This is a genomic window from Acinetobacter sp. MB5, from assembly GCF_003261585.1.
In the GTDB taxonomy this organism is placed as follows: Bacteria; Pseudomonadota; Gammaproteobacteria; order Pseudomonadales; family Moraxellaceae; genus Acinetobacter.
The window spans coordinates 158,469-171,886 of the sequence record NZ_POVU01000007.1; the positions used below are offsets into that span (position 1 = coordinate 158,469).

Annotated in this window: 12 protein-coding genes; 5 read left to right on the forward strand and 7 right to left on the reverse strand. The window is 42.3% G+C overall.

What is annotated here, in order from left to right; genetic code table 11:
• Positions 1–8 precede the first annotated feature (8 nt).
• Positions 9–1,199, forward strand: coding sequence for a S41 family peptidase (locus C1A47_RS10750; RefSeq protein WP_111895036.1), 1,191 nt, complete (start codon positions 9–11; stop codon positions 1,197–1,199).
• Positions 1,200–1,227: 28 nt separating this feature from the next.
• Here the strand turns inward: C1A47_RS10750 and C1A47_RS10755 are convergent, their stop codons facing one another.
• Genes C1A47_RS10755 through C1A47_RS10765 form a run of 3 tightly spaced genes read right to left on the reverse strand, consistent with a single transcriptional unit; the run spans position 1,228 to position 4,929 of the window.
• Entirely contained in the window at positions 1,228–2,697 is a 1,470-nt protein-coding gene (locus tag C1A47_RS10755) for a sigma-54-dependent transcriptional regulator (protein ID WP_111895037.1), read from the reverse strand.
• Positions 2,698–2,711: 14 nt separating this feature from the next.
• Positions 2,712–4,280, reverse strand: a complete 1,569-nt coding sequence (locus C1A47_RS10760; protein ID WP_111895038.1) for a sensor histidine kinase — start codon at positions 4,278–4,280, stop codon at positions 2,712–2,714.
• Positions 4,281–4,293: 13 nt separating this feature from the next.
• On the reverse strand, positions 4,294–4,929 hold the full coding sequence (locus C1A47_RS10765) for a response regulator (protein WP_111895039.1): 636 nt from the start codon (positions 4,927–4,929) through the stop codon (positions 4,294–4,296).
• Positions 4,930–5,143: 214 nt separating this feature from the next.
• Here C1A47_RS10765 and C1A47_RS10770 point away from each other — a divergent pair, with 214 nt between their 5' ends.
• Positions 5,144–6,154, forward strand: a complete 1,011-nt coding sequence (locus C1A47_RS10770) for a D-alanyl-D-alanine carboxypeptidase family protein (protein ID WP_171294375.1) — start codon at positions 5,144–5,146, stop codon at positions 6,152–6,154.
• Between the two features lie 207 nt (positions 6,155–6,361).
• Here the strand turns inward: C1A47_RS10770 and thrC are convergent, their stop codons facing one another.
• The 4 genes from thrC to xerD form a co-directional block, all read right to left on the reverse strand.
• Positions 6,362–7,501 carry a threonine synthase gene (gene thrC / locus C1A47_RS10775; RefSeq protein WP_111895040.1) on the reverse strand — a complete coding sequence of 380 codons (1,140 nt, stop codon included), beginning with the start codon at positions 7,499–7,501 and terminating at the stop codon, positions 6,362–6,364.
• A gap of 57 nt (positions 7,502–7,558) precedes the next feature.
• Positions 7,559–8,860, reverse strand: a complete 1,302-nt coding sequence (locus C1A47_RS10780; protein ID WP_111895041.1) for a homoserine dehydrogenase — start codon at positions 8,858–8,860, stop codon at positions 7,559–7,561.
• Positions 8,861–8,958: 98 nt separating this feature from the next.
• Positions 8,959–9,774, reverse strand: a complete 816-nt coding sequence (locus C1A47_RS10785) for a DsbC family protein (protein WP_111895042.1) — start codon at positions 9,772–9,774, stop codon at positions 8,959–8,961.
• A 115-nt stretch (positions 9,775–9,889) separates the two neighbouring features.
• The gene (xerD, locus tag C1A47_RS10790) at positions 9,890–10,807 is read right to left on the reverse strand and encodes a site-specific tyrosine recombinase XerD (RefSeq protein ID WP_111895043.1); all 918 of its coding nucleotides are present in this window, start codon (positions 10,805–10,807) and stop codon (positions 9,890–9,892) included.
• Positions 10,808–10,961: 154 nt separating this feature from the next.
• Here xerD and C1A47_RS10795 point away from each other — a divergent pair, with 154 nt between their 5' ends.
• Genes C1A47_RS10795 through C1A47_RS10805 form a run of 3 tightly spaced genes read left to right on the forward strand, consistent with a single transcriptional unit; the run spans position 10,962 to position 13,342 of the window.
• The gene (locus tag C1A47_RS10795; RefSeq protein ID WP_111895044.1) at positions 10,962–11,222 is read left to right on the forward strand and encodes a FeoA family protein; all 261 of its coding nucleotides are present in this window, start codon (positions 10,962–10,964) and stop codon (positions 11,220–11,222) included.
• Positions 11,219–13,072: a ferrous iron transport protein B gene (gene feoB / locus C1A47_RS10800; RefSeq protein WP_111895045.1), complete on the forward strand. Its 1,854-nt coding sequence runs from the start codon at positions 11,219–11,221 to the stop codon at positions 13,070–13,072. Before C1A47_RS10795 ends, feoB begins: the two co-directional genes overlap by 4 nt.
• Positions 13,073–13,090: 18 nt before the next feature.
• Positions 13,091–13,342, forward strand: coding sequence for a DUF6587 family protein (locus tag C1A47_RS10805; protein WP_111895046.1), 252 nt, complete (start codon positions 13,091–13,093; stop codon positions 13,340–13,342).
• The last annotated feature ends 76 nt before the right edge of the window (positions 13,343–13,418 follow it).

Consider the following 13,418-nt stretch of genomic DNA (forward strand, 5'->3'; position numbering starts at 1 on the left):
GTGAATGGATGATTCAAAAACTCAAGCATGTCTGTCTTGCGACCAGTTTAGCGCTCTGCTGTTTGAGTCATCCAGTTTATGCGGCAAATGCAGCCACCAACCAAGCTGATGCTGAACTTGATTATGATACCGATGGTTCAGAGTCTCGTAATGATGAAGTTCCTGTCGATTCCATTCAAAAGTTTGTGCAGATTTATAGCATTGTCAAAGATAACTACGTCACTGAAAAATCAGATGATGCATTGTTTGAACAGGCAATTAAGGGCTTGGTGGGTGGCTTAGATCGTTATTCGCGTTATCTTTCACCCGATGATTATCGTCAACTGATGCAATATACTGAGGGAGATGTTGCATCAGTTGATTTTGATCTGGTGTACGATAAGCTGCGTCATCAGTGGCAAATCAAAGATTTAAAAGACAGCTCTGACTCGGTCAAATTGGGACTGCGTAATGGCATGGTAGTCTACAAGGTTGATAACCAAGAGTTGAAAGATTTGAACCATGAACAAGTACGAAACTTGTTATATGGCTCAATTGGAACAGTTTTAAGTGTGCAAACGGCACCTGTAGGACAACCTCTGACGATTGTTCGAAATAAAAAAGTCGAAGTTGCAGTTTCATCGACAATGCTACGAAATCAGGTTCTCCTGATTAAAGTTCCAGTATTCCAACAAGAAACAGCCAGTGAAATTAAGAACGTCATTGAGCAGTATCCACAAAATCGCATCAAAGCCATTCTCATCGATTTAAGAAATAATCCAGGTGGATTACTTTCTGCGGCCGTTGAAACAACAGATCTATTTTTAAGTAATGGTGTGATTGTCACCACCAAAAGCCGATCCGAAGGCGATCAAACCTTTCAGGCTTTACCTGGTAATAAATTTAGCAACATTAAACTGGGTTTGCTGATTAATGGCCGTTCAGCTTCGGCTGCTGAAGTGTTTACAGCAGCACTCAAAGATCATGATCGTGCTTGGGTGATGGGTGAAAAAAGTTATGGGAAAGGGGTGGTGCAAAAACTTTTCCCTCTGCCGAATGGCGCAGCCTTGCAAATGACCGTTTCTCATTACTATACGCCGAAAGGGACAATGATTGACGGGCAAGGCATTCAGCCTAACCAAATCTATGCCCTACCTGTAGATATGCGTGATGATGTGTATATCGATAATGTGGCAGATATGCTACTGAAGCACAAATAACAAGATCATTGCAAAAAGAAGACAGTGTTTAACTGTCTTCATCACCATCAATATCTAAACCAAATTTTTTCAGACGATAACGCAAAGAGCGGAAAGACATTTGTAGTTTTTTTGCCGCCATGGTTCGATTCCAGTGCGTCATTTCTAAGGCATTTAATAAAATATTTTTTTCAATATTCTCCAAATAAGCTTCTAGACCTTCTTCGGGTAACTTGAATCGTTGTCGAGAAATACTATAGTCATTTGGGTGAGAGGCTAAGGAATTAACCATAATTGCTGAATGATGAGGTACTTTAGTTGTAGCTTGTTCAGCGTGTATTGGATGATTCGCAGTTTGTTTGGCATGGGGTTTGACATGATTCACATCAATGACATTTGAATCGCTCAGGGTTAATGCGCGTTCAATAATATTGCGTAGCTCGCGGACATTACCTGAAAAGGGTTGGTGCAGTAAAAATTGCTGTGCAGCATTTGTCAGTTGCTTAGGTGGGATTTGCCATTCCTGACAGATTTTCTGAATAAAGTAATGCGCCAGCTCTAAAATATCTGGTCCACGTTCCCGTAAAGGGGGGATGCGTAAATCCATCACATGAAGACGGAAAAATAAATCTTGTCGAAATTTTCCTTGTGCGATCAGAGCATCTAGGTTTTGGTGGGTTGCACTGATAATACGAAAATCGACGGCAATTTCAACATCGCTACCAATTGGACGGATTTTCTTTTCTTGTACCGCACGCAGCAGTTTGACCTGCATATTCATAGGTAATTCAGCAACTTCATCAAGAAACAAACTACCTCCATGAGCAGCTTGAATCAGCCCTTGTTTGTCTTGAGTTGCGCTGGTAAAGCTCCCTTTTTTATGTCCAAAAAGTTCACTTTCCATCAGCTCGACAGGAATCGCACCGCAGTTAATCGGGACAAAAGGTCCATTTTTGCGGTTGCTTAAGCAGTGAATGAGGTTTGCAACCACTTCTTTGCCTGTACCTGATTCACCTGTAATAAACACAGGTGCTTGAGTTTTAGAAATTTTACGAATGGTATGTCTGAGTTGTTGAATAATCTCAGAATGACCAATCAGCATTTGTTCTTCGATTTGTGGAATTTCAGTTGAGTCCTGATTTCCTTCGATCGGAACAATTGCTTTTTCTAAAAGTTGTTGTAGATCTTCGGGGCAGACAGGTTTGCTGACGAAGTCAAAAGCTCCTGCCTTGAGTGCTGCAATTGCAATTTCCATATTGCCATACGCCGTAATCACCGCAATCGGTGTGTTGGGATAATATTCAGTGACATGCTGAACCAGTTGGATGCCATCACCATCAGGGAGATTTAAATCAGTTAAGCAGGCATCAAAACGCTGTGCCTTAAGTAAATGTTTGGCTTGTAGGATGTTGTAGGCGGCTTCCGACTGAATACCGATACGCTTTAAGCTCATTTGCATAAGCATGCATAAATCTTTTTCGTCATCGACCAAAAGCACGCGTGGTTGCTGGATTGTCATAATGCTCCAATGACTTATTCTATCTGAATGGCAGGGCATTCAATGCGGAAACACGTTCCGTCTTGTAGTTTGATATAACTTAATTTTGCCTGATTTGCTTCACAAAAACTACGAGAAAGGTAAAGTCCTAACCCTGTTCCATCAATTTCTGTTGTAAAAAATGGGCTAAACAGATTATGCACTCTGTTTGTGGCAATGCCAGTACCAAAATCAATCACATCCATGAATGCATAATCATCTTGCTGGTAGGCATAGACGTGGATTTGTGGCTGATCAGGTGCATTGTGACGCAAGGCATTACGAATCAGGTTGGTCAGGACTTGACGAAGTTGTCCCTCATCAAATGAAATGAATACATCATCTCGAATTTCGAGGAGAATTTGGCTATGAACTTCATATAAATCCTCAATGATCAATTGGGGTAAAAAGTGTTTAAGTTGAATATCGATGGGTAAAGTCGCCTGATTGTGGGCCATGTTCAAGGTCGACTGAATAATATGATTAATTCTTTGTGTTTGTTTTTGAATCATTGCTGTGAGTAACTGCTGCTGTTCTGTATTGGCATCGGACAGTAGGCAGTTGGCTTGTACAATACTGGACAGAGGATTGCGAATTTCATGGGCAATGCTGGCAGAAAGTTGCCCTAATGCAGCGAGCTTGAGCTGTTGGACGTGCTGATTGATTTTCTGTGCATCTTGCATCACAAACAGGGTGAGTGTTTGCTGAGGTAACTCAAGTTTTTGTACGCGAATATGAATACTATAGCGTGATTGCATGGTTTCAAAAATAAAGCGTTCGCCCTGATTCGCAGAGTTTTGTTCTAGATATTGATATAAATCTGGTTGGATATCTTGTAAGGGAGCAGGGCGAAAGACCATCAGTGTTGGAATGCCAAGCAAAGTATAGGCAGCTGGATTGCTCAGAACAACCTGTTTATTTTCATCAATCGCCAGATAGCCCATATCAATCTGCTCAAGAATATAACGATTAATATTCTGTAATTGTAGTAACTCTAATGATTGAGTGATGCTGATATGTTCTAGTAACCGAAAGCGTTGAACTGCAAATTGCCCTGTTAAATAAACCACAAAAAATAAAAAGGCCAGTAAAACACTGTTGCCGATTCGGCTGAGATTGGATGTGGCAAACCAGCTACCAAACAGCTGTAGATAGAATACTGCGATAATCGAGATGAGTACGATACCAAGCGCCTGACTTCGGCTAAGTAGCAGATTGGCAATGAAAATAGTAATAACAAATAATAGGCCAATATGCAGATTTGGGCCGCCTAATGCAAAAGTCAGACTGGAATAACAACCAACGTCAATCAAGCTAATCAACAATAATTGACGAGACAGCGCAACAGGAAAAAGCTTTAAGGCAAGGAGTTGTAGTGTACCTAAAAAAGAATAGATCAGTAGCGTGAAAAAGTAGATGCCAATATGTTCATAACTACTTGTAGATAAATGAAATGTGAGAAAAAATATCAGCATTAAACTGAAAGAAATAATCAGCCGATAAACGCCATACCACATCCCAAGACGGTATAAAGTATTGGGATTGGATGTGGATAGCGCATTCATGCTAATACCCTAATTAAGGTTTAATCAAACCATAGCGAATCGCTAAATGCGTCAGTTTGACGTCACTATCAATTTCAAGTTTCTCAAAAATTCGGTAGCGGTAGGTATTAACGGTTTTGACACTCACAAAGAGTTTATCTGCAATGGCTTGGGCGCTATGGCAATTTACAACCATCATAGCGACTTGCATCTCGCGTTCAGACAGTTGGTCAAAAGGTGATTTTTGTGTTTCTGATAAATAAGAGCTGGCCAGTTGTTCTGCAATATCGGCACTAAAATATTTTCCACCTTGCATCACTTTATTAATGGCACGCAGCATTTCCTGAATAGGAGCACCTTTGGTGATATAGCCTTTTGCACCTGCTTTTAGCAATAATGACGGATAAGGTTCTTCAGCCAAGCCACTCACCGCAATCACTTTGGTTTCTGGGGTAATCTGGAGCAAGCGTCGTGTAGTTTCAATGCCGCCAATACCTGGCATATTTACATCGAGCAGAACCACATTCGGGTGATGTTGGCGTGCAAGTGACAAAGCTTCCTCTCCTGATTCGGCCTGACCAATGACTTCAACATCCGCATGGTCTGCCAGCATACGACAAATCCCTGTGCGTACTAATTCATGATCATCCACAACTAAAACCGAAATCACGAGCAACACCTCCCAATCTAAATGATTTTTTTGTTACATAAAGCAAATTAAGCTTGCAATGAAACGACAAAATTAGCAATGCTATCCTAAAATATAACCTAAAAGTTGTGCACAATTACCAAACTTTAAAAAAGTACGTGTGTTGTGCAAATGTAAGGCATATTCGTGGTTATACGCAAATGTATCTTACTGGCCCTGAGTTGAGTGTAATATGGTGAAAAGTTTAAAAAAATCTATAGTACGTGCTGTAAGCATGTCTATGCTAATAGGGTTGAGTGCCAATAGTTTTGCTGAACTCATCGTGAACAATGGCTCTGGGGCGGTTTCCCAAGCAAAAGTAACTTGGTCAACTGATGAAGCACAACAGCTACTCAACCAAGATAGAAACAATGCTGAGGTTTCCCCGCGTGGAAGCGCCAGCGTAACCACGACACTACGTAGCACACCACGTGTTATTGATACAAGTTTTGCAAGTAGTAGTCCAAATGTTTCCGCAGGTTCGGCACTGGTGATGGATGCCCATACTGGTGAAGTACTGTATAGCAAAAACAGTAATATGTCGCGTCCGATCGCTTCAATTACAAAACTCATGACTGCTGTTGTGACGGCTGATGCACATTTAAACATGTCACAGGAAATCACATTACAGCAAAGTGATTTTGAAGGTCCGAAACGTGCAAGTTCAACGTTAAAGCCAGGCGACAAGATGAATCGCGCAGAAGTGTTGCTTGTGGCGTTGATGAAGTCTGAAAATCCGGCTGCAGCTGCATTGGCACGTACTTATCCAGGTGGGAAACCTGCTTTTGTTGCGGCAATGAATGCAAAAGCACGCCAGTTGGGTATGAGTTCAACCCATTATTATGAATCGACAGGCCTTGATCCTCGCAATGTTTCTTCTGCTCGTGATTTAGGAATTTTAGTTGCTGAAGCGTCGCGCTACGGTGTGATTCGTCAGTTCTCTTCAACGCCACATTATGATTTTGATTTGGGTTATCGTGTACTTAAATCCAATAATACCAATGCTTTGGTACGTAATGGTGGTTGGAATATTAATTTGTCTAAAACAGGTTTTATTAATGAAGCAGGTCGTTGTGTTGTAATGCACGCGACGATCAATTCACGCCCGACAGTTGTGGTATTGCTGGGCGAACCAACAACACAATCACGTAACAGTGATGCAACTAACTTGTTGACTTGGGTAAACAATTTACCAAAACAAATCTAAGCTTTTAGATTTTATGACTTTTCAAAAGCTCTTCTCAGGAAGGGCTTTTTTATATTCAAACTGAATCATCATTTGAGTCACTTTGGAAATGAAGCGGTTATAAAGTCAAAAACTTGTTGCTTTTCTGCCTTGAGCTAGTGAAGAAATGAAATGCTCAAAATAAAAAACCAGTTGCAAGCAACTGGTTTCTTTACTTCAGCAAAATGCTTACATGTTTGAAAGAATTGAATCTTTCACTTGATCCATAGTGGCATCAATTGACAACATGACAGCATCAGCACATTGCTTGATTGCTGTATCTGGATCTTTCAAACCGTTACCAGTCACTGTACATACAATCACAGAACCTTCAGCAATTTTACCTGCTTTAATGTCGCGAATCGCACCGCCAATTGAAGCAGCAGAAGCAGGCTCAACAAACACGCCTTCATACATCGAAAGCAAACGTTGAGCTTCTAAGATTTCAGCATCTTGTAATTCGTCGAACCAGCCTTTAGAGTCGCGTACAACCGCTTTGGCATGATTCCAGCTTTGTGGATTACCAATACGAATTGCTGTTGCAACAGTCTCAGGATTAGCAACAGGTGCACCACGAAGGAAAGGTGCAGCACCAGCAGCTTGATAACCTACCATGATTGGTAAGCCTTCTGGTTTAGGACCTGTAAACTGGTCAGTTTCAGCATCATAAATCACTTGTTCAAACTGGTCAGCAGGTTGGTTTGCAACAGCTTCGGTATAACCCATCCAGTGCGCAGTGATGTTACCTGCATTACCTACAGGTAAGCAGTGATAATCTGGTGCACGACCTAATGCCTCTACCACTTCATAAGCAATGGTTTTTTGACCTTGTAAACGGTACGGATTGATTGAGTTTACGATCGTTACAGGTGCCTGATCAGCCACTTCTTTTACAAGGCGCATACCATCATCAAAGTTACCACGAATCTGCATGGTAATCGCACCGTACATCATGGCTTGTGCCATTTTACCCATTGCAATTTTGCCTTCAGGAATCAAAACGAATGCTTTGATGCCTGCGCGTGCAGCATAGGCCGCCGCAGCAGCTGAAGTGTTACCAGTAGATGCACAGATAATCGCTTTTGAACCTGCTTCAACTGCTTTGGTTACTGCCATGGTCATACCACGGTCTTTAAATGAACCTGTAGGGTTAAGACCTTCATATTTCACATAGATTTCAACATCTTTGCCAATAATACGTGGAATATTCTCCAGTTTAATGAGAGGGGTGTTACCTTCACCTAAAGAGATTGCACGTGTAGTTGCAGATACAGGTAAACGATCACGATAACGATCTACAAGACCAGTATAACGATTGGCATTCGACATGATGATGTTCCAATGAGAAAAGAAGCATGTAGAGGGGAATGGTTCCCCTCGACCTGATTAGTTATCCAGCGATTCTAAACGAATTCGCACGATTTCGCCATGAATGGCAGGCAGCGCTTGAATTTGAGCAAGCGCTTCATCCATTTTGGATTCCACGATCGGATCGGTCAGAATCACAATAGGAATAAGATCTTTGAGGCGAGATTGTTGCATGATGGCATCAATACTGATTCCTGCGCGGCTCAGAATCGTGGTGATATCTGCAAGTACACCCGTTTGGTCTTCAGCATTGACGCGAATATAGTAACCCGTAGTCATTTCTTCACGGCTCAGGATTGGCATGTCAGCCAATGCTTCAAAGGCCAATTGAGGAATTGTGCCTGCGCCATCTTCAGTGTATGAAATGTCACGAACAATATCGATAATATCGGCAACAACTGCTGAAGCTGTTGGACCAGCACCAGCACCAGCACCGTAATACAATGTTGGGCCGACTGCATTCGCTTGAACAAGCACAGCATTTTTAACGCCGTTAACATTGGCAATTAATTCTTCAGATGGGATCAGAGTCGGGTGAACACGCAGTTCAATGCCTTTCTCTGCACGACGGGCAATACCTAAATGCTTGATACGGAAGCCAAGTTCTTCAGCGTATTTTACATCTTGAGCTGTAATTTTGCTGATGCCTTCGGTATAGACCTTATTGAACTGTAATGGAATACCAAATGCACAAGACGCTAAGATGGTGAGCTTGTGTGCAGCATCAATCCCTTCAACGTCGAAAGTTGGATCGGCTTCGGCATAACCTAATTCTTGTGCTTCTTTTAATACGTCAGCAAAGGCACGACCTTTATCACGCATTTCAGTCAGAATGAAGTTGCCTGTACCGTTAATGATACCCGCGAGCCATTCAATTCGGTTTGCTGCCAAACCTTCACGAATCACTTTGATAATTGGAATACCGCCTGCAACGGCTGCTTCATAGGCGATTTGTACAGCATTGTCTTCAGCTGCTTTGAAGAGCTCATTACCATGTTCAGCAAGGAGTGCTTTGTTGGCAGTGACCACTTGTTTGCCATGTTTAATGGCTTCACTAATCACTTCATAAGCAGGGTGGATACCGCCCATGACTTCAACCACAACATCAACATCGGGTTGGCGAACGATATCAAGTAAGTCAGCGCTTTGTTTAATTCCTTCCAAATTCAAATCAGGACGTGGACGACGGGTGCCAACGTGGGTAATTTGAATTTCTCGACCTGTGCGACGTTTAATTTCAGCGGCGTTTTCTTGTAATAGTTTAAGCGCACCACCACCTACGGTACCAAGACCTAATATAGCCAGACGAACTGGTTTCACGTCACACTCCAAATATTTATTGCGATTGAGGTTGATCATAGCTAAAAAAATGCACAGACTCTAGGGTGAAGATCACAATATCTTCACCTTATTACAGATTATTGTGCTAAACGCTGCTCTAATTCATCTGGACTGAGATAGCCACCAAGATATAAGCCATCTTCAGAGTAGATAGCTGGCGTGCCATTTACCCCAATTTTAAGTCCAAGCTGATATTGTGCTTTGACAGGGCTGTTACATTGCACAGCAGGGATTTGCTGACCTTGTGCTACAGCATTAAATGCCGCTTTACGGTCACTATTACACCAGATTGCTTCCATTGCTGGGAAGAACTGGTCACCACGTGGCCATGCGATATAACGGACTTCAATCCCTTTTGCATTAATCTCAGCTAACTGTCCATGCAGTTTATGACAGTATGGACAGTTGGCATCGGTAAATACATAAATCACATGTTTGGTTGCCCCTTGGGCAGGGTAAATGATCAAATCTTTTGGATTCAGCGCTGCAAACAGCTTTTTGTTTTCAGTCGCTTGTAATGCTTGACCGACATTGTGCAGCTTACTGTCGCCTAAACGTAGTACATCACCTTGAATAATGTATTTACCATCGGCTGTGGCGTAGACGGATGGCATACCATCCAGATTGACCCAATACAGATTTGGAACTTCAGTTGCTTGAATGTCTACAATTTTGACATTAATGTTGGCCTTTTTAAGACCATCTTGCAAAGTATTGATTAAACGCTGTTTGGCATTGCGCTCTAAAATTGGAGAGGCTTGTCCTGTTGCTGGTGCAGTTGCGGTAAGAGAGTCTGTTTTTTGTTCGGTATTTTTATCTTTAGAACAAGCGCTGAGCATGCCCGCAGCCGCAAGTGTACAGGCCAGAAAAATTTTGGAACGGTGCAAGGACATAAATAACCCTTTGACTGATCAATAAAAAGAAACAGTCGCTAGCATAACAAAAAATGTTCGATGCTTCGTGACTTTTCATTACCTTGTGTAATTAACCACTTTTAACCTGAAATGTCTAAGCGCGTGGATGATATTGCTGATGTAGTTGCTGCATGCGTATTTGGGCAACATGGGTATAAATTTGCGTGGTAGAAAGGTCACTGTGCCCAAGTAGCATTTGTACCACACGCAAGTCCGCGCCATGATTGAGTAAATGTGTGGCGAATGCGTGGCGTAGCGTATGTGGTGAAATCTCAAAGTCGATATTGGCTTGCAAGGCATAGCGTTTGATGGCGTACCAAAAGTTTTGCCGACTCATAATCCCACCTTGTTGGGTTAAAAAGACATAATCGCTGCTGGATTTGAGGAATTGTGGTCGAGAGTCCCTTAAGTAGTTTTCAAGCCATTCACAGGCAATTTGACCGAGTGGAACAAGACGTTCTTTATTGCCTTTACCCACAATACGGACATAGCCTTGTTTGAGGTTAAGCAACTCTAGGCGTAAATTGATCAGTTCGGAGACCCGTAATCCACAGGCATAAAGCACTTCCAGCATGGTTCGATCACGTAGACCTAATGCTGTTTCAGTATTTGGTGCATGAATGAGCGCTTCAACTTGGCTTTCGGATAAGTCCTTGGGGAGTGCACGTCCGAGTTTTGGCGTTTTATGGGTACTGAGAGGATTATCAGTACGTAACTGTTGTTCACGTAAAAATTTAAAGAAAGAACGCAAAGCGGAAAGAAAGCGTGCAATGGAACGGGGGCTTTTTCCTTGTTGAGTTAACGCAATCAATACATCGGTAATATCTTCACTCGACCAATCGAGCAACGGTTTTTCCTGATAATGACTGGCTTGAATCAGGTCGGACAAGTAGGCATTTCGGGTATGCGGGCTTACGGTTTGAGCAACCAGATAATCCCTATAACCTAATAAAAAATCTAAATTTTTTGGTATATTAATTGCCGTTGGAAGGCGCGGTTTTTTGTTGATCATTGAAGAAAATAGAGATAAGAATGAAAGCTGCTTAATCAATCTAAAATAAAATTTTGTAAAAGTCGAATTGTAAAGCGAACCTAGATGCAAGTTGTGTATGTAAATTATTCTCATTTATGTTTATAATGAGCGAAAAGTTTGTGAGTAGAACGCTGTGCGGTTATCAGAGCTAAAGGTAAAACAAGCCGCTGTCATTACCAAGGTCAATCGACAATCGGTTGATGAAGGCAAGGCGGATTTGGTAGCAAGTCGATTGGAAACTTTGGGATTTATTCCGGGGACTCCTGTAAAAGTCATGGCCAAAGGGGTCTTTGGTGGTGATCCATTGCTGATACAAATTGGTTTTACCCGTTTTGCCTTGCGTAAAGCAGAAGCTCAGAAAATCGAAATTTCAGCGAATGGGGTTGGAGCATGAGCGAAACTTTAAGAGTTGCTCTGGTTGGCAATCCAAACTGCGGTAAAACCTCAGTATTTAATCAGCTCACGGGAACACGCCAAAAAGTCGGTAACTATGCGGGTGTGACTGTTGAACGTAAAGTGGGTTTTTTTCAATTACCCTCTGGAAATCAGGTGCGTGTGCTGGATTTACCTGGTGCGTATAGTCTGGATGCAACTAGCCCAGACGAAGCAGTTACGCGTGATGTCTGCTTGGGTAAAATTAAAGATGAAAGTCAGCAAGACGCTTTTTTATGCGTGGTTGATGCGACCAACTTGCGACTACATTTAGGTCTGGTGTTAGAGGTCATTGAGTTGGGACGTCCAGTCTTACTGGTGCTCAACATGATGGATGAAGCGCGCCGCCGCGGTATACAGATTAACTCGCAAAAACTTTCTGAACGTTTGGGTATTCCTGTCGTTGAAACAGTAGCTAAAACATCTTCAGGCGTGGTGAATCTGATTGAAGCTTTAAGTCAGCAAAAATTTGCCTTACCACAGACTGAAATGAATGGTCTGATTGGCGATCAGCATCAGAAAGTTACACAAATTCTTGCAGATACAGTCGTATTTTCTGACCATGAAGATAAACGAACTGAATTCTTGGATCGCATTTTTCTTCATCCTGTATTGGGTCTGATTAGTCTTGCGGTCTTGATGTTTGTGGTGTTCCAAGCGGTATTTACTTGGGCAGCCCCTTTTCAGGATGCGATTGAGTCAGCATTTACTTGGTTTGGTGGACAAGTAGGTACTTTGATTACGCAGCCTTTGTTGCATAGTTTAGCCGTAGATGGTGTGATTGCTGGTGCGGGTGGGGTGATTGTATTCCTGCCACAGATTTTGATTCTTTTCTTTTTTATTTTGCTGTTGGAAGAAACTGGTTATTTACCTCGAGCGGCGTTCTTGCTGGACAAGCTGATGTATAAAGCTGGTTTGAGTGGCCGTGCCTTCATTCCATTATTGTCTAGTTTTGCCTGTGCTGTGCCAGGCATTATGGCAACACGCACAATTCAGGATCCACGTGACCGCTTAACGACAATTTTTGTAGCACCGCTCATGACCTGTTCTGCTCGGTTACCTGTCTATGCCTTGCTAATTTCAGCATTTATTCCAAGCAAAATGATCTGGGGTTTCCTTAACCTACAAGGTCTGGTGTTATTTGCTTTGTATATGGCTGGCATCGTGAGTGCGCTGATTGTTGCATTCATCTTAAAGTTTTTCCAAAAAGATAAATCTCAATACACCTTGTTGATGGAACTGCCAAGTTACCGTTTTCCGAATATGAAAAGTATCGGAATTGGATTGCTGGATCGTGCCAAAATCTTCTTGAAACGTGTTGGTGGAATTATCTTTGCGTTATCGATTCTACTTTGGTTCTTGTGTAGTTTCCCGAGTCCACCTGTACATGCGACGATGCCTCCAATTGATTATAGTTTTGCTGGGCGTTTAGGGCATTTCATGCAACCGCTGTTTGCGCCGATTGGATTTAACTGGCAAATCTGTATTGCCTTGATTCCAGGTATGGCTGCGCGTGAAGTGATGGTGGCCTCTTTAGGGACGGTTTATGCGTTGTCTGCGGCTAATGATGATGCAATGGCACAAGGTTTAACACATTTAATCAGTGCTCCTGGAACAGGCTGGAGTATTGCAACTGGTTTGTCACTTTTGGTCTGGTATATCTATGCACCGCATTGTTTATCGACCTTAGCGACAGTACGCCGTGAAACAGGTTCATGGAAAATGGTGGCGTGGATGACAGGCTATCTGTTTGCCTTGGCGTATTTCTCAGCATTTTTAACCTATCAAATTGCATCGCACTATTTGGGCTAAATGCAAGTGGAGGTGGATATGGTCACTTATCTTATTATTGGTGCACTGGTACTTTGGAGTGCCATCTATAGTTTTAAAAAGATCTTCCCGCAATCGGCATTTAAAGTATTTTCTGCTTTAGCACGTGGTTGTGAGCAACGTGGCTGGATGACTCTGGCAAAATGGTTGCGTCCTGCAATAGCAGCAGGTTGTTCAGGTGGTTGTGGCTGTAGTGCTGACACCTCTTCACAACCTAAAAAAGTCACTGTACAAGCAGTGAAGTGGAAATAATGACTCGAATCTGATCGATAAAAACCGCCAAAAACTGGCGGTTTTTTTACGTGAATATACAAAAAAAATGCGATAA

What these genes read in the sequence shown, in the direction of transcription:
- C1A47_RS10750 (WP_111895036.1), top strand. Translation starts at nt 9, where the DNA reads ATGATTCAAAAACTCAAGCATGTCTGTCTTGCGACCAGTTTAGCGCTC.
- C1A47_RS10755 (WP_111895037.1), bottom strand. Translation starts at nt 2,697, where the DNA reads ATGACAATCCAGCAACCACGCGTGCTTTTGGTCGATGACGAAAAAGAT.
- C1A47_RS10760 (WP_111895038.1), bottom strand. Translation starts at nt 4,280, where the DNA reads ATGAATGCGCTATCCACATCCAATCCCAATACTTTATACCGTCTTGGG.
- thrC (WP_111895040.1), bottom strand. Translation starts at nt 7,501, where the DNA reads ATGTCGAATGCCAATCGTTATACTGGTCTTGTAGATCGTTATCGTGAT.
- C1A47_RS10785 (WP_111895042.1), bottom strand. Translation starts at nt 9,774, where the DNA reads ATGTCCTTGCACCGTTCCAAAATTTTTCTGGCCTGTACACTTGCGGCT.
- xerD (WP_111895043.1), bottom strand. Translation starts at nt 10,807, where the DNA reads ATGATCAACAAAAAACCGCGCCTTCCAACGGCAATTAATATACCAAAA.
- feoB (WP_111895045.1), top strand. Translation starts at nt 11,219, where the DNA reads ATGAGCGAAACTTTAAGAGTTGCTCTGGTTGGCAATCCAAACTGCGGT.
- C1A47_RS10805 (WP_111895046.1), top strand. Translation starts at nt 13,091, where the DNA reads ATGGTCACTTATCTTATTATTGGTGCACTGGTACTTTGGAGTGCCATC.